Raw genomic sequence first — 18,989 nt, forward strand, 5'->3', positions numbered from 1 at the left:
CCCGGACGCGCCGACCTCTCCCGCAAGCGGGAGAGGTGAACGCCCCTGCGGCAATCTGTTCAACCTTAAGCCACTCCACTCTAGTGTCTCACCGCGTCCGATAACGCGGTGTTGACGAGGCGGGGCGCTGCCGCGGAGTAAAATGCCCCTCGGATCATTTCGGGGGACGCCTTCATGGTGAACCGCAGGACCGTGCTCACCGTGGCGCTGGCGGGCGTGCTCGCGCCGGCGACGCGTGCGTTTGCCGATGGCGGCATGAGCCGAATCTCGGCCTATGCCTTTTCTTTCCCTGCTTTGTCCGGCGACGACATCCGTCTCGCCGCGTTCACCGGTAAGCCGTTGCTGGTCGTCAACACGGCCTCGCTCTGTGGCTACACGCCGCAATATGCCGGCCTGCAGGAGCTCTGGAACGAGTTTCGCGAACGCGGCCTCGCCGTGATCGGCGTGCCCTCCAACGATTTCGGCGGCCAGGAGCCGGGCGGTACCGGCGAGATCGCGGCGACCGCGCATCACCAATATGGTGTTACCTTTCCAATCACGGCCAAGGCTGTCGTGGTCGGCACCAAGGCGCATCCCTTCTACAAGTGGGCCGCCGAGGCGAGGCCTCGGGAGGTTCCGCGTTGGAACTTCCACAAATACCTGATCGGCCGCGACGGCTATATCGCCGACGTGTTTTCCTCGGCGGTCGAACCAACCGATACGCGAATCAAAACAGCCGTTGCCAAGGCGCTGGCCGCCGGCTGACGCGAGGCGCGCCCAATCGGGCTGGGCACAATCGTGGCGAGATGCCAAACAGCCGTTGCAATGGCGATGGCCTACCATCTAGGCTAGGATTGGTTTGGGGCAGGATGGTTTTGCCGGTGGCGAAAAGCCGCGGCGGAACAACGGGATCAATCTCGAGGACAACACCATGCGCGTGGCGGCAGGACTGATTTTGGCAAGCGCGATATCTTTGGCCATGACCGGCGCGGCGTGGTCGCAGACCCCGGCAAAGCCCGCAGCCGCGACACAAGCCGCTCCCGCGGCAACGCCGGCAGCGGCGGCCGCCGCTCCGCCCGCGGCTCCCGCGGCAGGCGCCGCGCCGGCGGGTTTCGTCAATCCGCCTCCGCCCAAGCAGGCGCCGCAACCGGCGCGCGCGGCCTGCAACACGCCGGGCGCGCTCGGTGTCGCCCGCACCGTCGAGATCGACACCACGGGCGGTCCGGGCTTCGGCTTCGAGCACTTCAAGGAGCTCGACTTCCTGCGCGACAAGGAGGTGGTGCTGACCTTCGACGACGGCCCATGGCCGCGCAACACGCCCGCAGTGCTGAAGGCGCTCGCCGATGAATGCACCACCGGCATCTTCTTCACCATCGGCAAGCACGCGACCTACGAGCCGGAGATCCTGAAGCAGGTCTACAACGCCGGCCACACCGTCGGCACCCACACCTGGTCGCACGCCAATCTCAACAACAAGAAGCTTAGCGAGGCACAGCGCAAGGAAGAGATCGAGAAGGGCGTTTCCGCGGTGAAGTGGGCGCTCGGCGGCATCTCGCCCTCGCCGTTCTTCCGCTTCCCGGCACTTCAGCATCCGCCGGAGATGGTCACCTATCTCGGCAACCGCAACACCGCGATCTTCTCCTGCGACATCGACTCGTTCGACTTCAAGGCCTCCAAGCCTGAGAAGGTGGTCGAGACCGTGATGAAGAAGCTCGATACCAGGGGCAAGGGCATCATCCTGATGCACGACTTCCAGAAGCACACTGCGGAAGCCCTGCCCGAGCTGCTCAAGCGCCTCAAGGCCGGCGGCTACAAGGTGGTGGCGATGCGCGCCAAATTCCCGGCGTCCTCCTTGCCGGAATACGACCAGGATCTGGGCAAGGACATCAAGCTGCCGACCGTCAGCCAGCGCCCGGTCAATTCCGTGGTGACGACCGTTTCCGAATAGACGGCCATTGTCTTTCCGTATCGAAGGCTACGTCATCGTCTCGGCGGACGGCATGCTTGCCGACGCCGGTCGCGTCATGCCCGACAGCCTGAAGTTCGAGGGCGACAAGCTGTTCTTCGAGCAGGCGCTCGACCGCGCCGCGCTGATCGTGCACGGCCGCAACTCGCATGAGCAGCAGCCGAACTCGCCGAATCGCAAGCGGCTGATCCTGACCCGCAAGATCAAGGCGCTCACCGTCGATCCAGAGCTGCCGAACGCGACGCTGTGGAATCCGGAACATGCGAGCTTCGAGGAGGCCTGCGCCTTTGCCGACGTCGCCTCCGGCATGGTCGCCGTCATCGGCGGCCCCGTCGTGTTCGACCTATTCATGGATCGCTACGACACGTTCTGGCTGTCGGAAGCCCCGCATGTGCGCCTGCCCGGCGGTGAAGGCTGTTTCGTCGGCGTACCCCAGCGGACGCCGCACGAGGTGCTGGCTTCGCACGGAATGAGACCCGGCGCGCCGTATGTGCTCGACGCGGCGCATGAGGTGACCGTGACGCCGTGGCGGCCCGGCTAGCTCCCATCAAAATCGGAAAAACACCCCCATGCACAGTACCGGCAATATGACACCATTACGTATCCCGCCGATATCACGCTGAAAATTGGTCCCGCCGCCGGCCAGCGCAAAGCCGGCTAGCATATTTGCCGAGACCAATAATCGGCCCCGACGGCGGTGATGGCGCTATAGCCAACCTCTGTGGCGCTGCGTCAATACGAGCCGACCATTCCGAAACGCCGCATCAATAGACTGAGACAAAAGCGCAAAACTGGACGGCTTCGGCTCGAGGCTGTCGCCGCGCGGGCGGCAGGACTCCCGCGCAAACGAACCCTTTGCCTTCGCCGGATATCAACCTCCAGCCGGGCCTGCTTGGCCCGGCGCCGCCCTTCCCCGCTTCTTCACTGCCGATCAGAACGCGACCCCGACCACCATGAGCGACGACGCGACGACGACAGGATCGACTGACGCCTCCGGGCTGGCTGCTGATGCAGCGCCGATTTCATCCCTGCTTCCGGCATTCGGCTTCCGCGCCGATCAGATGGAGGCCAATGCCAACGTCGCGGCGTGGCGGGAGGCTGTCGCCACGCTGTTCGACGTCGACGAGCTCGCCGCCGACGAGCCGGGCCCGTTCCGCGCCGACCTCAACTCCTACGCCATGGGGCCGGTGCTGATCGGATTGAGCCGGGCCAGCGGCCAGCGCTTCCGCCGGACCGCCGAGACGATCGCGCGCAGCGGCGTCGACCACATCATTCTCCAGCTCTACCTCAGGGGTGGCTTTGACGGCATCGCAGGCGATCGTCCGATCCGTGTGCGCGCCGGCGACATCTGCCTGTTCGACCTGGCCCAGACCCTGGAGACCAAGGCGACGGCCTTCGAGAATGTCACGCTGGTGGTTCCGCGCCCGATGTTCGACACCCATCTGTTGCGGGTCGACGATTTGCATGGTCTCGTCTTGCCGGGCAGCAGCGTGATCGCGAGGCTGCTTGCCGGGCATCTCACCGCCCTGTTCGAATTCGCCCCGCGCATGAGCCTCGACGAATGCCATTCGGTGGTCGAGGGCACGGTCTCGCTGCTGGCGGCGTGCCTGCGCAACGAGCTCGAGCGTGGCGATCCCGACGCCGACCAAGCCGTCACGGCGGGTCCTTCCTTGATGCGGATTCGCCGATACATCGAGGCTGGTCTTGCCAGCGACGAGCTGTCGGCCGGCTCGATCGCGGCCCATTTCGGCCTGTCCCGGGCTTCCCTGTACCGGCTGTTCGCGCCGGTCGGCGGCATCGCCGACTACATCCGCAGCCGGCGGCTGCACCGCGCCTTCTTCGACCTCGCCAGTTCAGATGCGAGAACCTTGAGGATCAGCGAAGTCGCGCGGCGCTGGCAGCTCGGCACCGACGCGCATTTCACACGCTCCTTCAAGGCAGCCTATGGCATCACGCCGCGCGCCGCGCGCGAGGCCGCCTTGCTCGGTGTGCAGCGGGGCATGGACGGAACAAGCAACGCAACGATCTCGCGGTGGATGCGCGAGATCGCGCCCCCGCGTGCGGATTGATCCCTACACGTCCCCGTAAGCCGCCTCGGCCGGACGCGTTGTGCGGCCGTAGCCCATCAGCATGAACAATGCGCCGATGATCGAGAGGTTCTTCAGCGCGTCGACCACCACCTTCGCATTGTCGGGCGCCGCCTGGTTCCAGAAGTCGTTGAACAGTACAGTCGCAACCGCAACGTAGATGATCATCAGCATCGCGAAGAACCGGGCGCCGAAATTCAGCGCGATCATCAGGCCCGCGATGATTTCGAGCCCGCCGATCGCGATCGCCAGCAGCTGCGGCGTGGTCATGGCGGCGACGGTCTCGATCTCCTTGGCGTAGGGCGCGACGATGTCGGGCACCACGACCTTGGTGGCGATGAAGTCGGCCGTCGCCTGGATGGCAAAGAGCTTGGTCGCGCCCGTGTAGATGAACAGCACGGCGAACAGAATTCGCCCGAAAGTCACGAACGCTGGCATGATCGGCCTCTTGGCAAGCTCAAAGCGCGGGAATGCTTGGCAGGATTATGGAGAGTCGTGCGCCGGTTTACAAACGGGGAAATGGAGAAGTGCGAGGAATTCAAGGCTTGCGGCGCGTCGCTTAGTTGGCGATCCCTAGCGGGATCGAACCGAGAGCAACGTGATTGGCCGCAACTCGCTCGCCGTCATGGCCGGGCTCGACCCGGCCATCCACGACTTGCCTCGCGGGACGAAGAACGTGGATGCCCGGGACAAGCCCGGGCATGACGGGCTTGCGGTGCGAGCGTCACGCCGAGGACGTCGAAGGAGTACGAAGCAACTAGGTAAACAACGTCGGCTGCCGCGCAGCCCGCTCCTGGGCTTCGACCACGGCGACCGCCGTCATGTTCAGAATGCCGCGCGCCGTCACCGACGGGGTGAGGATGTGTGCGGGGCGCGCCGGGCCGACCAGGATCGGGCCGACGGGCAGCGCGTCCGCCAGCGACTTGATCATCTGATAGGCGACGTTGGCGGTGTCCAGCGTCGGCATGATCAGGATGTTGGCTTCGCCCTCCAGCTTGGAATGCGGCAGCACCATCTTTCGCGCGGCAGCGGAGAGCGCGGTATCGCCCTGCATCTCGCCGTCGGCCTCGATCTCGGGATGCTTGTCCTTCAGCAGCTGGGTCGCCAGCCGCATCTTGCGCGAGGAATCGGTGTCGTAGCTGCCGAAATCCGAATGCGAGACGAAGGCGATCTTCGGCTTGATGTTGAAGCGTTGGACATGCACCGCGGCGAGCGATGCGATCTCGGCCAGCTCCTCCGCGCTCGGATTGGGGCGCACCTGCGTGTCGGCGATGAAGAAGGCGCCCTTGGTCGTGATCAGCAGCGCCAGCGCCGCGTAGTCGCTGATGCCGGGACAGAAGCCGACGATCTCGCGGACGTGGCGCAGATGGCTCATGTAGCGGCCCTCGACGCCGCACAGCATGGCGTCCGCCTCGCCGCGCGTGACCGCGAGCGCGGCGATCACCGTGTTGTTGGTGCGCACCACGGTGCGGGCCGCATCCGGCGTCACGCCGCGGCGGCCGGCGACCTCGACATAGGACTGCACGTAGGAACGGTAGCGCGGATCGTCCTCGGGATTGACGAGGTCGAAATCCTTGCCGGCGCGGATCGAGAGGCCGAAGCGCTTGATGCGCGCCTCCACGACCGAAGGACGGCCGACCAGGATCGGCCGCGCCAGGTTCTCCTCCAGCACCACCTGCGTGGCGCGGAGCACGCGCTCGTCCTCGCCTTCGGCGTAGATCACGCGCACCGGCTGGGTCTTGGCCTTGGCGAACATCGGCTTCATGACGAGGCCGGAGCGGAAGGCGAAGCGCATGAGCTGCGCAGCATAGTCGTCGAAATTGGTAATGGGACGCGTCGCGACGCCCGACTCCATCGCCGCCTTCGCAACCGCCGGCGCCACCCGCAGGATCAGCCGCGGATCGAACGGGCTCGGGATGAGCGAGCCCGGACCGAAACCGCCCGCCTCGTTGGTCTCGACCCCCAGCGCCACCGCATCCGAGGGCGCCTCGCGTGCGAGCTGCGCGATGGCTTCGACCGCGGCGTGCTTCATCTCCTCGTTGATCGCGGTGGCGCCGACGTCGAGCGCACCGCGGAAGATGAAGGGAAAGCAGAGAACGTTGTTGACCTGGTTCGGATAATCGGAGCGCCCGGTGCAGATCATGGCGTCGGGCCGCGCTTTCCGCGCCTCCTCCGGCATGATCTCCGGCGTGGGATTGGCGAGCGCCATGATCAACGGCTTGTCCGCCATCGCTTTCGCCATCTCCGGCGTCAGCACGCCCGGTGCCGAGAGACCGATGAAGATGTCGGCGCCGCCGATGACGTCGCCGAGCGTGCGCTTGTCGGTCTTCTGCGCATAGACCGCCTTCCAGCGGTCCATCGTGGTATTGCGGCCCTCGTGCACGAGGCCGTCGATGTCGCAGACCCAGATGTTCTTGCGCTGCGCGCCCATCGACACCAGAAGATTGAGCGTCGCGAGCGCCGCGGCCCCTGCCCCGGATGCCACGATCTTGACGTCGGACAGCTTCTTGCCGTTCAGCCTGAGGCCATTGGTGATGGCAGCCGCGACGATGATGGCGGTGCCGTGCTGGTCGTCATGGAAGACCGGGATCTTCATGCGCTCCTTCAAGCGCGTCTCAATCTCGAAGCACTCAGGTCCGCGGATGTCCTCCAGATTGATGCCGCCGAAGGTCGGCTCGAGCGCCGCCACGGTCTCGACCACGCGGTCGATGGTGTCGGCGGCAATCTCGATGTCGAACACGTCGATGCCGGCGAACTTCTTGAACAGGACCGCCTTGCCCTCCATGACGGGCTTGGAGGCCAGCGGGCCGATATTGCCGAGGCCAAGCACCGCGGTACCGTTCGAGACCACCGCGACCAGGTTGGCGCGGGTGGTGAGCGTGGCCGCCTCGGCCGGGTTCTTGGCGATCTCGGTGCAGGCCGCGGCGACGCCCGGCGAATAGGCCAGCGCGAGGTCGCGCTGGTTGGCAAGCGGCTTGGTCGCCTGGATCTCGAGCTTGCCGGGGCGCGGCAGACGATGGTAGGCGAGCGCCGCCTGGTGGAGATCATCGGAATAGGACGACATGCGTTGTCTCGCCTTGCGTTACCGGCCTCAAAATGCGCGATCCGGAGCCGCTGTCCAAGCGAGCCGAATTTCCGGATCATGGAAACGGGATGAAGCACGCCGGCCGCCCCGGTGGCAACATCCGATTGCGCGCCCATCAACAGGGCGCGCAGTCAAATGTTTGAAAACCATAGCTTTCCCTGGACCGCGCGGCGTTTCGCGAATATGGCAGGTTGCGCGGTGCGAAACGAGCAACTGGAGCTGGGAATGAAGCGAATCCTGATCGGCCTGATCGTGGCAGCCGCGCTCGGCGCAGGCGGGTGGCTCGGCTTCAATCTCTATGTCCAGCACCGGGCGACCAGCGAGGTCGAGGCGGCCTTCGAGCGGCTTCGCGCTGGTGGCAGCAAAGCCAGCCACGGCAAGATCACGTTCGCGCTCGCGACCCGGACGCTGACGATCGAGGACATTGCGGTCGAGCCTGCCCAGCCGCAGTTCGCCACCTTCAAGGTCGCCAAGATCACGGCCGTCGGTGTGCGCCAGCCGGACGAGGCCCGTTTCTCGGCCGACAGCATCGAGGCATCGGGGGTCGAGCTCGGCTTCACATCCACCGAGCGGATAACCGTGAAGGCGAACTACAAGATCCCGCAGATCAGCGCGCGAGATTTTTCCGGCCCGACCCGCGCAGACGGCACGCCGGTGGCCGGCTCGATCATCGATATGTACCGCTTCATCCTCGCGCAATACGGGACGATCTCGGCGTCGGAGATCGCGGTGCCGACCCTCGCGGTCAACGTCGATGCGGGCAGGAATGCCGGCAGCGGTGATTATGTCTATTCAGGTCTATCGGTCCAGAACGTCAACCGGGGCAAGATCGAAACGGCGAAGATGGACCGCGTTACCTATACGATCGACCTGGCGCAGCCGGGCAAGCCCGCGAAGATGACCGGCGAAATGTCCGGTCTGGCCATCTACGATTTCGACGCAACCGCTGTGAGGGCCGCGCTCGATCAGCAAGGATCGAACGACGATAATTTTCACAGGATCTATCGGCGCATCTCGGTCAACTCCTATGTCGTGACGGCGGCGCCCGGCATGCGCATGCAGGTGGACGGCTTCACCTTCGACGACATTGCCATCCGGCCCTCGAAATTCCGGCCGGCCGAGATCATCGCGCTGGTGCCGGCTGACGGCGCGATCCCAACGCCGGCGCAGTCGCGCGACATGATCGCGAGAGTGGCTGACTTCTTCGAAGGCTTCCAGATCGGCAAGGTCGAAATCGGCAAGCAGACGGTCGAGACGCCGCAAGGAACGGGGCGGCTCAGCGCCGTCAAATACGATCAGGACAAGGTCGCGCTGGAAGGCCTCGACATGCCGCTGCCGCAGGGGCAGCTCAAGATCGAGCGCTTCGCGCTGAAGTCCTTCAGCGCGGCGAATCTGATGCGCTGGGCGGCGAGCCTCCAGACGTCCGGACAGCCGCCCTCGCCGGATCAAATGCTCGGCCTGTTCCGCGTGCTCGAAGGCGCCGAGATCAAGGGCGTGGTCGCGCCCTACAAGAATACGCGGCAGCTATTCACCGTCGACACGATCAGCCTGAACTGGGGCCAGCTGGTCGGCTCGATCCCGAGCAGGGCCAATCTGGTCGTCAAGATGGTCACGCCGACCGATCCGGCCAATCCGGCGCTGCAGCCGCTGACCATGGCCGGCATCGACAAGCTCGCGATCGACCTCGATCTCGGCGCCGGATGGACGGAATCGACAGGCGCATTTGCGCTTGCGCCCGCCACCATCGATCTCGGCAGCCTCGCCAGGGCACAGGCCCGCCTCGCGCTCGCCAACGTGCCGCGCGGCCTGTTCACCACCGACCCGGTGCAGGCGATGAGCCAGGCGGCGCAGGTCGAGACCGGTGCGTTCGAGCTCTCGCTGCGCGACAGCGGCGTGGTCGATCTGGTCGTGGCGCAGTTCGCGCGCATGCAGAATGTCAGCCGCGACACCGCGCGCAGCGCCATCGTCGAGATGATCCGGGCGCAGGGCGAGAAGATCGCGGGGTCCAGCGTCGATGCCAGGGGCGCGGTGGCTGCGCTCGCCGGATTCGTCGAGACCTCAGGACAGACGCTGACCCTCAAGCTCACGCCGCGCGCCAAGGTGCCGCTGATGCAATTGATGCAGCTGATCCAGACCGCCCCGGACAGCGCGCTGGCGCAGTTCAGGATTGAGGCATCGACGGGGCTGTAGGAGGCGAGTGAGGAGCGCACGCCTTTACCGCCGTCATGGCCGGGCTTGTCCCGGCCATCCACGTTCTTTCACGCAGCTGAAAAGACGTGGATGCCCGGGACAAGCCCGGGCATGACGAAATTGGAGCGGCTGGCTCGCGCCTTAGGAGCAGCGCCCCACGCCTCACTTCTGCGGCAGGTTCACCCTCACGTGCAGCTCGCGCAGCTGCTTGGTGGTGGCTTCCGACGGGGCGCCCATCAAGAGGTCCATGGCCTGCTGGTTCATCGGGAACAGCGAGATCTCGCGCAGATTCGTGGTGCCGCACAGGAGCATCACGATGCGGTCGACGCCCGCGGCCATGCCGCCATGCGGCGGCGCGCCGTACTGGAAGGCGCGGTACATGCCGCCGAAGCGGTCGACCACTTCCTGCTCGCCGTAACCTGCGATCTCGAACGCCTTCACCATCGCTTCCGGCACGTGGTTGCGGATGCCGCCCGAGGCGATCTCGTAGCCGTTGCAGGTGATGTCGTACTGGAACGCCTTGATGGTCAGAGGATCCTGGCCCTTCAGCGCCTCGAGGCCGCCCTGCGGCATCGAGAACGGGTTGTGCGAAAAGTCGACCTTCTTGTCGTCCTCGTTGTACTCGTACATCGGGAAGTCGACGATCCAGGCGAGCTCGAACCGCTCCTTGTCGGTGAGGTTCAACTCCTCGCCGACCTTGTTGCGGGCGAGCCCTGAGAACTTCCAGAACTTGTCGGGATCGCCGGCGACGAAGAAGGCGGCATCGCCTTCCTTGGTACCGAGCTGCGCGCGGATCGCGGCGGTGCGCTCGGGACCGATGTTGTTGGCGAGCGGACCTGCACCCTCGCCGCCCTCGCGCCACATGATGTAGCCGAGGCCGGGCTGGCCCTCGCCTTGCGCCCACGAATTCATGCGGTCGCAGAACGCACGGCTGCCGCCGCCAGGAGCCGGGATCGCCCAGACCTGGTTCTTGGGATCCTCGAGCATGCGCGCGAACACCTTGAAGCCGCTGCCGCGGAAGTGTTCGGAGACATCCTGCATCTCGATGGGGTTGCGCAGGTCCGGCTTGTCGCTGCCGTATTTGCGCAAGGCCTCGGCGAACGGAATCCGGCGCCAGCCCTTGGTCACCGGCTTGCCCTTCGCGAACTCCTCGAACACGCCGGTGATGACAGGCTCCATCGCGGCGAAGACGTCCTCCTGCGTGACAAAGCTCATCTCGACGTCGAGCTGGTAGAACTCGCCCGGCAGACGGTCGGCGCGCGGGTCCTCGTCGCGGAAGCAGGGCGCGATCTGGAAGTAGCGGTCGAAGCCGCTCATCATGAGCAGCTGCTTGTACTGCTGCGGCGCCTGCGGCAGCGCATAGAACTTGCCGGGATGAATGCGCGACGGCACCAGGAAGTCGCGCGCGCCTTCCGGCGAGGACGCGGTCAGGATCGGGGTGTTGAACTCGAAGAAGCCCTGCTCCTCCATGCGCCGGCGCATCGACTTGATGATCGCGACGCGTGTCATGATGTTCTGGTGCAGCTTCTCGCGGCGCAGGTCGAGGAAGCGGTATTTCAGGCGGATGTCCTCGGGATATTCCTGGTCGCCGAACACCGGCAGCGGCAGGTCGCCGGCCGGGCCCAGCACCTCGATCTCGCTGACATAGACCTCGACCTTGCCGGTCGGCAGGTCGTCATTGTCGGTGCCCTCGGGGCGGCGGCGGGCCTTGCCGTCCATCCGCACCACGAATTCCGAGCGCAGCTTCTCGGCCAGCGAGAACGCCGGCGAGTCCGGATCGACCACGCACTGGGTCAGGCCGTAATGGTCGCGCAGGTCGATGAACAGCACGCCGCCATGGTCGCGAACGCGATGGACCCAGCCCGACAGGCGGACCGTCTCGCCGATGTTGCTCTCGCGGAGCGCGCCGCATGTGTGTGACCGGTAGCGATGCATGGTCGTCCCAAAATGAATGTCTGAAGGATAGCGAATCGAACCGCCTGTCATGGCCGGTCCGAGATTGCGGCAGGGTTTACCCGACGAGGCCCAAGGCGGCAACCAAGGGAACGGGGTGTTTTGGACCCGGAGGGCCCATTTTTGGCTTATCAGAGGCCAAGCCTTTGCCATCAGGCGTTCCAGCCCTATCTTGAGCCCATGACGGTGCATTTCCCCTTCCAGAACTCCTATGCGGCGCTGCCGGACAGCTTCTTTGCCCGCGTCGCGCCGACCCCGGTCGCCGCCCCCCGGCTGATCAAGCTGAACCGGCCGCTGGCAATCCAGCTCGGGCTGGATCCGGACCTGCTGGAGACCCCTGAGGGCGCCGCGATCCTGGCCGGCAAGACGGTTCCCGAAGGCGCCGATCCCATCGCCATGGCCTATGCCGGGCACCAGTTCGGGCATTTCGTGCCTCAGCTCGGCGACGGCCGCGCCATCCTGCTCGGCGAGGTCATCGACAGGGAGGGCGTCCGCCGCGATATCCAGCTCAAGGGCTCCGGCCCGACCCCGTTCTCCCGGCGCGGCGACGGCCGCGCGGCGCTCGGGCCGGTCTTGCGCGAATACATCGTCAGCGAGGCGATGTTCGCTTTGGGCATTCCGACCACGCGCTCGCTCGCCGCCGTCGTCACCGGCGAGCACGTCATTCGCGAGACGGCGCTGCCCGGCGCGGTGCTGACGCGTATCGCCTCCAGCCACATCCGCGTCGGCACCTTCCAGTTCTTTGCCGTCCGCCGCGACACCGAGGCCATTCGCCGGCTCGCCGATCACGTCATCATCAGGCATTACCCGGAGCTGCGCGACGCGGAGCGGCCTTATCACGCGCTGCTCGCGGCCGTCGTCGCGCGCCAGGCCGAACTCATCGCGCGCTGGCTGCTGGTCGGCTTCATCCATGGCGTGATGAACACTGACAACAGCTCCATCTCCGGCGAGACCATCGATTACGGCCCCTGCGCCTTCATGGACGCCTACAACCCCGCGCAGGTGTTCTCCTCGATCGACGAGATGGGCCGCTACGCCTATGCCAACCAGCCACGCATCGCGCTGTGGAATCTGACGCGCCTCGCCGAATGCCTGCTGCCGCTGTTCTCGGACGAGCAGGAAAAGGCGGTCGCGGAGGCCCAGGACATTCTCGGCGCCTTCTCGGACCAGTTCAGCGCCGCCTATCAAGCCGGCCTGCGCCGGAAGGTCGGCCTGTTCACGATGCGCGACGGCGACGAGGCCCTGATCCAGGATCTGCTCGATGCCATGGCCAAGAACCAGGCCGACTTCACCCTCACCTTCCGCAAGCTCGGCGATGCCGCGGCAGGCGACGCAGCCGACGCGCGCGCGCAGTTCATGGAGCCCGGCGCGTTCGACGAATGGGCCGGCCGCTGGCGCGCGCGCATCGCGCTGGAGCCGCAGAGCGCGGCCGAGCGGCAGGCCGCCATGCACGCCGTCAATCCGCTCTTCATCCCGCGCAACCACCGCGTCGAAGCCGTGATCCAGGCCGCGGTGAACGATGATGATTACGCGCCGTTCGAGGAATTGGTGAAGGTGCTGGCGAAGCCGTACGAGGACCAGCCGGACTACGCCGCCTACGCCGATCCGCCGCTGCCGGATCAGCGGGTATTGCAGACGTTCTGCGGGACGTGAGGCAACTAAGAGATGCCCGAGACCAAGGTGGTGCAAATCCCAGATTATCGGTTCTCGAGCACTGACTGGCCCATCGTCAGTTTAGTCGTAAACGTCGCCACCCTGGCTAATCGCTTTGGCTTCACTATTGATCATTGGCAAGAAGGCGGGCTTGGTTCCGCCAGCGGGATGCTGTTGAGCCTCGCTTCCGGGCGCGTGGTGCTCTTGTGTGAACTGGAACATGCGGTGAGGTATCTCGACGCAAAGGGGCCGACGATACATGTCGAAGCGTCGCAGCTTGCTCAGTACGGGGTTGAGCCGCTCGTCAATGAGGTGCTGGACGCTCTCGAATTGTCGCGCGAGGCGACCGACTGGATTGCACCAGTTGAAGCTCAGGCTGGTGCTGCCGATCTGCTCGCCCGGTTGGGCGAATACGTCGCGAAACGAGACCGAGCCACTGGCGGGGAGCCGTTCAAATGAACCAGAATGGTCCTCTCATCGGGGACGAGATCGAAGCAATCAAGGCGCGCTGTGAACAGGCGACCTCCGGTCCCTGGAGATCGTTCATCGAGAAACGGGACAAGTTCAGCGGATCTGATTTCATTCGGACTGGAGGTGAGGACATTTATCTCTCCGGTGCAACGATTGCAGATTACGACTTTATTGCTCACGCACGACAAGACATTCCAAGGCTGATCGCGGAAATCGAGCGCCTTCGCTCGATAAATCGCTAGCTCGTTCTTTGATAGAGATCTCGTCGGCACGCTTGGATACCAAGCGCCGCAGACGGCGCAACTCAAGGTACGCCGGGACCGCGAACTACGCCTTCGGCTAATCCACCCTACGCAGCGGCAGTTGTGGACGCGGGAACCGCTGTCATCAAACTGAAACACACCCGCTCTAACCGCCTGTCAGGGTCGTCTTGCCGGAGACGTCCATCCTCCAACCGTCCCGACACAGCGCGCCATGCCCTTCAAATTCATCCACCTCACCGACACGCACCTGGCTAACCCCGGCTCGACGCTCTACGGCCTCGACCCGCGCGCCCGGCTGGACGCTGCGATTGCCGACATCAACCAGCACCAGTCCGACGCCGCCTTTGCGGTGGTGACCGGCGATCTCACCCATTGGGGCGAGGCTGAATCCTACGCCAATTTCGCCGAGGCGATGGCTGCGCTGAAGATCCCGTACATCGCCATGGTCGGCAATCACGACCGGCGCGTCACCTGCCTCGACGCGCTGAAAGCCGCGCCGCGCGATGCCAACGGCTTCGTGCAGGGCACGCGCACCACCGAGCACGGCCTGTTCGTCTTCCTCGACACGCTGGACGAGACCAGCCACGCCGGCGAGATGTGCGAAAGGCGCCTCGGCTGGCTTGCGAGCACGCTTGCGGCCGCGCCTGCCGAGCAGGAGTTCGTCGTCTTCATGCATCATCCGCCCTTCCCGATCGGCGTCCACGCGATGGACGAGATCGGGCTGAAGCAGAGCACCGAATTCGGCGAAATCATCGCACCCTACCGCGCGCGCATCCGGCACCTGTTCTTCGGCCACGTGCACCGGCCGATCTTCGGCAGTTTTGGCAAGATCCCGTTCTCGACGCTGCGCGGCACCAACCACCAGGTCTGGTTCGAGCTCAATGCGGGCGCCCCGCACCTCGCCAGCCACGAGCCCCCCGCCTATGGCGTGGTGCTGATCGACGACGAGAACGTCGTCGTGCACAGCCACGACTTCCTCGACGAAAGTCTGCGCTTCCCCTTCGAGCCGCCCGCGGGAGTCGACGGCCGCGACTATGCGCTCAACTTCGCGGCACGGTGAGATGAGCCTCGCTGAACCCGCGGCACTCCCGGTCGCGACCTCGGCGGCACCGCGCCTCGATGTCCTGAAGCGCCTCACCACCCGCTTCAAAGCCTCGCTGCCGGCCTACCTGCTGCTGCTGCCCTCGCTGGTCTTCCTCGCGCTGTTCACCTATGGCGCAATGGGACGCGTGCTCGTCGATGCGCTCTATCAGCGCGCCACGCCCAAGGCGCCGCTGCGTTTCGTCGGTCTCGACAATATCAGCGCAGTTCTGACCGACCCCGCCTTCACCGGCGCGGTCGTCAACAACCTCATCTACGCCGTCGGAACGGCGATCCCGAGCATCGCGCTCGCGCTGCTGTTCGCGCTGGCGCTGGCGCGCACCAACGCCGTCAGCAGCGCGCTGCGCGCCGCGCTGTTCCTGCCGGTGCTGATCCCGATGGTCGCGGCCTCCGCGCTGTTCATGTTCATCTTCCTGCCCAACGTCGGCCTGCTCGACTACTACATCGGCCGCCTGCTTCCGGTGCTGCCGAACTGGCTCGGCGATTCCGACGTCGCGCTCTATGCGATCATGGTCATCACGATCTGGAAGAATGCCGGCTATTACATGCTGTTCTTCCTCGCCGGTCTCCAGGCCGTGCCCGAGGACGTGATGGAGGCGGCCCATCTCGACGGCGCGGGCCCATATCAGCGCCTGCGCCACATCATCCTGCCGGAGCTCAAGCCCACCTTCCTGTTCGTCATCGTCATCGCGATTCTCAACGCGGTGACGCAGGTCGACCACGTCTTCGTCATGACCCAGGGCGGACCGTCGAACTCGACCAATCTCGTGCTGTTCTACATCTACCAGCAGGCGGTCGAGCACTACGATATCGGCAAGGCCTCGGCCGCGACGCTGCTGACGCTCGCCGCGCTGATGGGCCTGACCGCGCTCTCCTTCCGCACCATGGCGAACGGCGAGGGCGGGGCATGAAGCTGTTCGATCGCCTGTTCAGAGACGCCCCGCTCGCCACAAGGGGCGAGATCACCCCCAAGCTCGGCTTTCTGCTGACCGTGCTGCTCGCAATCGTCTGGCTCATCCCGTTTCTGTGGATGGTCGTCGCGACGCTGCGCCCGGCTTCCGACGGCATCAACGCCATGGCCGAGCTGATGCCGAGCCTGAAGCCGACGCTCGACAACGTCAGGGATGCCTGGGAGATCGGCGATTTCCCGCGCTACACGATCAACACCACGATCATCTGCGCCGGCATCCTGCTGGTGCAGTTCGTCACGATCACGCTCGCCGGCTTTGCCTTCGCGCGCTTGGAATTCGTCGGCAAGACGCTGATCTTCTACCTGTTCCTGATGCAGCTGATGCTGGTGCCGGTGCTGCTGATCGTGCCGAACCTGTCGCTGGTGGCGCAGCTTGGACTCTACGACACGCTCACCGGCGTGATGATGCCGTTCTTCGCCTCCGCCTTCGGCACCTTCCTGATGCGCCAGGCCTTCGAGGCGATTCCGACCGAGCTGGAAGACGCCGCCCTGATCGACGGCGCCAGCCTGCTCCAGCGCATCCGCCACATCTACGTGCCGCTGTCGATGCCGAGCTTCTCGGCCTTCGCCATCATCTCGGTGACCAGCCACTGGAACGACTTCCTGTGGCCGCTGATGGTGATCAACTCGCCCGACAAGCGGCCGCTCACGGTGGGCCTGTCCGTCTTCACCAAGACCGCCGAAGGCACGCAGGCCTGGGGCACCATCGCCGCCGGCACGCTGATGGTGATTGGCCCCCTGCTCGTCACCTTCCTGATCTTCCAGAAGCGTTTCATCAGCTCTTTCGTCACCTCAGGCATCAAATAGGAGATTCTTCGATGCTGTTTTCCCGCAGGCTTGCACTCGGCCTCGCCATGATAGGCACCATGGCCGGCGCGCTCGCTTTTCCGGCCCTCGCCGGCGAAGGTCCGACCGAGATCGACTTGTTCTTCCCCGTCCCCGTCGACGGCAAGCTCGCCCGCGACATGGGCACCCTGATCAAGGAGTTCAACGAGACCCACGCGGGCGTCAAGGCGACCGCGGTCTACACCGGCTCCTATGACGACACGCTGATCAAGACGCGCGCCGCGATCAAGGCCGGCAAGCCGCCGTCCGCGGTGATCATGTCGGCCAACTTCCTGCTCGACATGCAGATCGAGAACGAGCTCACCAATCTCGATGCGCTGATCAAGGCCGACGGCACCACCAAGGAGCAGTTCCTCGGCCAGTTCTTCCCGGCCCTGCACGGCAACGCGGTGATCAACCGCTCGGTCTACGGCGTGCCGTTCCACAATTCGACGCCGCTGCTCTACATCAATGCCGACAAGGCCAAGGAAGCCGGCCTCGATCCGAGCAAGCCGCCGCAGACCTGGGCCGAGCTCACCGACTGGGCCAAGAAGCTGACCAAGCGCGAGGGCGACAAGGTGACCCAATGGGGCATCGCGATCCCCTGCGCCTATGATTATTGCGGCTGGATGATGGAAACGCTCACCATGAGCAATGGCGGGCGCTACTACAACGAGGAGTTCGGCGGCGAGGTCTACTACGACACCCCCTCGATGCTGGGCGCGCTCTCCTGGTGGAACGACCTCGTCACCAAGCACAAGGTCCACCCGCCCGGCGCGACGCCCGGCCCTGCCGTCAGCACCTCCTTCATCTCCGGCAATGCCGCGATGATGATGCTGTCGACGGGCTCGCTCACTTACGTGCGCGACAACGCCAAGTTCGCCTACAAGGTCGCCTTCATCCCGCGCAACGTCCGCAACGCCGTGCCGATCGGCGGCGCCTCGCTGATCGTTCCGGCCGGTCTCGAAGCCGAGAAGCAGAAGGCCGCCTGGACGCTGATCAAGTGGATGACCTCGCCCGAGAAGAGCGGCTGGTGGAGCCGCGCCACCGGCTATTTCGCGCCCAACATGGCGGCGTACAAGACGCCTGACATGGTCGACTTCCTGAACAAGAACCCCGACGCCAAGACCGCCGTCGAGCAGCTCGACGTCGCAAAGCCGTGGTTTGCGACCTACAAGACCGTGCCCGTCCGCAAGAACCTCGAGGACGAGGTGATGCTGGTCCTCAACGGCAAGAAGCAGCCGAAGGAGGCGCTGGTTGCGGCGCAGAAGGCCGCCGACGAGACGCTGAAGCCGTACAATGCGGAGACGTCGCTGAAGCTGCCCTAAAGCGGCCGACATCAGCAAACGATCATCGGCGCTCCGTCATGCGGGGCGCCGAATGCATTTTGGGATGGCGCGAGCTCAGATCGTCACCACGATCTTGCCGAATTGTTCGTTCGACTCCAGGAAGCGATGCGCCTCGACGATCTCGTCGAACCGGAACGTCCTCGCGATAACAGGCTTCAGCGTGCCGTCCGCCAAGCCGTCGAGAACGAACGCCTTGGCCCGCGCAAGGCGCGGAGGATCGCTGATGATCTCGTGTACCAGATAGCCGCGCAGCGTTAGGCTCTTCGTCAGGACGCTGAACAGCGGAAACGGCGTCGGCGCGGGGCTGAGCCCGCCATATTCGATTAGGATACCACCCGACGACATTGCCGCGGTCAGCGGCTCGAACGCGGGACCGCCGACCGCGTCGAATACCACGCGGACACCAGTTGAGCCTGCGATCCGCTCAAGTCGCAATCGGATGTCCTCTTCGTCCGAGGCGATGACATGGGCGGCGCCGGCATCGTGCAAAGCGCAACGCTTGGCCGAGGTGCGCGTCAGGGCAACCGGGATAGCGCCAACCCGGTTCGCGATCTGGATGGCGGCAAGCCCGACACTGCTCGATGCCGCCGTGATGGCGACTACGTCTCCGCGCCGAAGTCCGGCGATGTCGACCAGAGCGCCGTAGGCTGTCAGAAATTGCATCCACACGGCAGCCGCCGCCTCGAAGCCAAGCTCCGGCGGATGCTTCACGACGAGTTCGGCGGGAAATGTCGCGATCTCGGCATAGGCCGGCCATCGCACCATCGACATCGGCGGCACGATGCTCACGGCGTCGCCCGGCGCAAATCCGGACACGCCTTCACCGATGGCCTCGACAAGCCCGGCCGCCTCCAGACCGAGACCCGACGGGAATTTCGCGGTCTCGATATAGGTGCCTCGCCGCAACAGCGCTTCCGCACGGTTGAGGCCGAGCGCCTTGACCCGGATCTGAACCTCGCCCTTTGCCGGCGCTGGAACCTCGACAGTCTCGAGGTGCAGCACCGCGGGGCCGCCATGTTGATGAAAGCGAACGACGCGGGCCATGAAACACTCCAACAGTTGAACTGAATGGAGCTATGCCGTCCCCGGAAGAAGCG

General features: G+C 65.1%; 16 protein-coding genes. 12 read left to right on the forward strand and 4 right to left on the reverse strand.

Annotated features, from left to right (window positions below; all coding sequences use genetic code 11):
* Positions 1 to 174: 174 nt before the first annotated feature.
* The 4 genes from D6B98_RS18630 to D6B98_RS18645 all read left to right on the forward strand — a co-directional run bounded on the left by D6B98_RS18630 (position 175) and on the right by D6B98_RS18645 (position 4,014).
* On the forward strand, positions 175 to 744 hold the full coding sequence (locus D6B98_RS18630) for a glutathione peroxidase (protein WP_126258411.1): 570 nt from the start codon (positions 175 to 177) through the stop codon (positions 742 to 744).
* Between the two features lie 166 nt (positions 745 to 910).
* Positions 911 to 1,927 (forward strand): polysaccharide deacetylase family protein, encoded by a 1,017-nt coding sequence (locus tag D6B98_RS18635; protein WP_126258412.1) that lies wholly within the window; start codon positions 911 to 913, stop codon positions 1,925 to 1,927.
* Positions 1,928 to 1,934: 7 nt separating this feature from the next.
* Complete coding sequence (locus tag D6B98_RS18640) at positions 1,935 to 2,486, forward strand: dihydrofolate reductase family protein (RefSeq protein WP_164718705.1); 552 nt, start codon at positions 1,935 to 1,937, stop codon at positions 2,484 to 2,486.
* A 412-nt stretch (positions 2,487 to 2,898) separates the two neighbouring features.
* Positions 2,899 to 4,014: a helix-turn-helix domain-containing protein gene (locus tag D6B98_RS18645; RefSeq protein WP_126258413.1), complete on the forward strand. Its 1,116-nt coding sequence runs from the start codon at positions 2,899 to 2,901 to the stop codon at positions 4,012 to 4,014.
* A gap of 3 nt (positions 4,015 to 4,017) precedes the next feature.
* On the opposite strand, the gene D6B98_RS18650 is transcribed toward D6B98_RS18645, so the two are convergent.
* A complete protein-coding gene (locus D6B98_RS18650) occupies positions 4,018 to 4,470 on the reverse strand; it encodes a DoxX family protein (protein WP_126258414.1) in 453 nt (150 codons plus the stop codon).
* A gap of 319 nt (positions 4,471 to 4,789) precedes the next feature.
* A complete protein-coding gene (locus tag D6B98_RS18655; RefSeq protein WP_126258415.1) occupies positions 4,790 to 7,096 on the reverse strand; it encodes an NADP-dependent malic enzyme in 2,307 nt (768 codons plus the stop codon).
* Between the two features lie 246 nt (positions 7,097 to 7,342).
* Between D6B98_RS18655 and D6B98_RS18660 the strand changes: the two genes are divergently transcribed.
* Positions 7,343 to 9,307 carry an aq_1923 C-terminal domain gene (locus D6B98_RS18660; RefSeq protein WP_126258416.1) on the forward strand — a complete coding sequence of 655 codons (1,965 nt, stop codon included), beginning with the start codon at positions 7,343 to 7,345 and terminating at the stop codon, positions 9,305 to 9,307.
* Between the two features lie 162 nt (positions 9,308 to 9,469).
* Here D6B98_RS18660 and aspS read toward each other — a convergent pair whose 3' ends face one another.
* Positions 9,470 to 11,242, reverse strand: coding sequence for an aspartate--tRNA ligase (aspS, locus tag D6B98_RS18665; RefSeq protein WP_126258417.1), 1,773 nt, complete (start codon positions 11,240 to 11,242; stop codon positions 9,470 to 9,472).
* A 198-nt stretch (positions 11,243 to 11,440) separates the two neighbouring features.
* Between aspS and D6B98_RS18670 the strand changes: the two genes are divergently transcribed.
* The 7 genes from D6B98_RS18670 to D6B98_RS18700 all read left to right on the forward strand — a co-directional run bounded on the left by D6B98_RS18670 (position 11,441) and on the right by D6B98_RS18700 (position 17,871).
* Complete coding sequence (locus D6B98_RS18670; RefSeq protein ID WP_126258418.1) at positions 11,441 to 12,913, forward strand: protein adenylyltransferase SelO; 1,473 nt, start codon at positions 11,441 to 11,443, stop codon at positions 12,911 to 12,913.
* Positions 12,914 to 12,925: 12 nt separating this feature from the next.
* Positions 12,926 to 13,372, forward strand: coding sequence for a hypothetical protein (locus D6B98_RS18675; protein WP_126258419.1), 447 nt, complete (start codon positions 12,926 to 12,928; stop codon positions 13,370 to 13,372).
* Positions 13,369 to 13,626 (forward strand): hypothetical protein, encoded by a 258-nt coding sequence (locus D6B98_RS18680; protein WP_126258420.1) that lies wholly within the window; start codon positions 13,369 to 13,371, stop codon positions 13,624 to 13,626. Before D6B98_RS18675 ends, D6B98_RS18680 begins: the two co-directional genes overlap by 4 nt.
* Positions 13,627 to 13,858: 232 nt before the next feature.
* Positions 13,859 to 14,707 carry a phosphodiesterase gene (locus D6B98_RS18685; RefSeq protein ID WP_126258421.1) on the forward strand — a complete coding sequence of 283 codons (849 nt, stop codon included), beginning with the start codon at positions 13,859 to 13,861 and terminating at the stop codon, positions 14,705 to 14,707.
* A gap of 1 nt (position 14,708) precedes the next feature.
* The gene (locus D6B98_RS18690; protein ID WP_164718706.1) at positions 14,709 to 15,659 is read left to right on the forward strand and encodes a carbohydrate ABC transporter permease; all 951 of its coding nucleotides are present in this window, start codon (positions 14,709 to 14,711) and stop codon (positions 15,657 to 15,659) included.
* Entirely contained in the window at positions 15,656 to 16,525 is an 870-nt protein-coding gene (locus tag D6B98_RS18695) for a carbohydrate ABC transporter permease (RefSeq protein WP_126258423.1), read from the forward strand. Before D6B98_RS18690 ends, D6B98_RS18695 begins: the two co-directional genes overlap by 4 nt.
* An 11-nt stretch (positions 16,526 to 16,536) precedes the next feature.
* Entirely contained in the window at positions 16,537 to 17,871 is a 1,335-nt protein-coding gene (locus tag D6B98_RS18700; RefSeq protein WP_126258424.1) for an ABC transporter substrate-binding protein, read from the forward strand.
* Between the two features lie 75 nt (positions 17,872 to 17,946).
* On the opposite strand, the gene D6B98_RS18705 is transcribed toward D6B98_RS18700, so the two are convergent.
* Entirely contained in the window at positions 17,947 to 18,936 is a 990-nt protein-coding gene (locus D6B98_RS18705) for a zinc-dependent alcohol dehydrogenase family protein (protein ID WP_126258425.1), read from the reverse strand.
* Positions 18,937 to 18,989: the final 53 nt, after the last annotated feature.

Origin of the sequence: Bradyrhizobium sp. LVM 105, assembly GCF_003957705.1 — a bacterium.
In the GTDB taxonomy this organism is placed as follows: Bacteria; Pseudomonadota; Alphaproteobacteria; order Rhizobiales; family Xanthobacteraceae; genus Bradyrhizobium; species Bradyrhizobium frederickii.

What these genes read in the sequence shown, in the direction of transcription:
- D6B98_RS18690 (WP_164718706.1), top strand. Translation starts at nt 14,709, where the DNA reads ATGAGCCTCGCTGAACCCGCGGCACTCCCGGTCGCGACCTCGGCGGCA.
- D6B98_RS18700 (WP_126258424.1), top strand. Translation starts at nt 16,537, where the DNA reads ATGCTGTTTTCCCGCAGGCTTGCACTCGGCCTCGCCATGATAGGCACC.
- aspS (WP_126258417.1), bottom strand. Translation starts at nt 11,242, where the DNA reads ATGCATCGCTACCGGTCACACACATGCGGCGCGCTCCGCGAGAGCAAC.
- D6B98_RS18645 (WP_126258413.1), top strand. Translation starts at nt 2,899, where the DNA reads ATGAGCGACGACGCGACGACGACAGGATCGACTGACGCCTCCGGGCTG.
- D6B98_RS18705 (WP_126258425.1), bottom strand. Translation starts at nt 18,936, where the DNA reads ATGGCCCGCGTCGTTCGCTTTCATCAACATGGCGGCCCCGCGGTGCTG.
- D6B98_RS18695 (WP_126258423.1), top strand. Translation starts at nt 15,656, where the DNA reads ATGAAGCTGTTCGATCGCCTGTTCAGAGACGCCCCGCTCGCCACAAGG.
- D6B98_RS18675 (WP_126258419.1), top strand. Translation starts at nt 12,926, where the DNA reads ATGCCCGAGACCAAGGTGGTGCAAATCCCAGATTATCGGTTCTCGAGC.
- D6B98_RS18630 (WP_126258411.1), top strand. Translation starts at nt 175, where the DNA reads ATGGTGAACCGCAGGACCGTGCTCACCGTGGCGCTGGCGGGCGTGCTC.
- D6B98_RS18670 (WP_126258418.1), top strand. Translation starts at nt 11,441, where the DNA reads ATGACGGTGCATTTCCCCTTCCAGAACTCCTATGCGGCGCTGCCGGAC.
- D6B98_RS18650 (WP_126258414.1), bottom strand. Translation starts at nt 4,470, where the DNA reads ATGCCAGCGTTCGTGACTTTCGGGCGAATTCTGTTCGCCGTGCTGTTC.
- D6B98_RS18680 (WP_126258420.1), top strand. Translation starts at nt 13,369, where the DNA reads ATGAACCAGAATGGTCCTCTCATCGGGGACGAGATCGAAGCAATCAAG.
- D6B98_RS18685 (WP_126258421.1), top strand. Translation starts at nt 13,859, where the DNA reads ATGCCCTTCAAATTCATCCACCTCACCGACACGCACCTGGCTAACCCC.
- D6B98_RS18655 (WP_126258415.1), bottom strand. Translation starts at nt 7,096, where the DNA reads ATGTCGTCCTATTCCGATGATCTCCACCAGGCGGCGCTCGCCTACCAT.
- D6B98_RS18635 (WP_126258412.1), top strand. Translation starts at nt 911, where the DNA reads ATGCGCGTGGCGGCAGGACTGATTTTGGCAAGCGCGATATCTTTGGCC.
- D6B98_RS18660 (WP_126258416.1), top strand. Translation starts at nt 7,343, where the DNA reads ATGAAGCGAATCCTGATCGGCCTGATCGTGGCAGCCGCGCTCGGCGCA.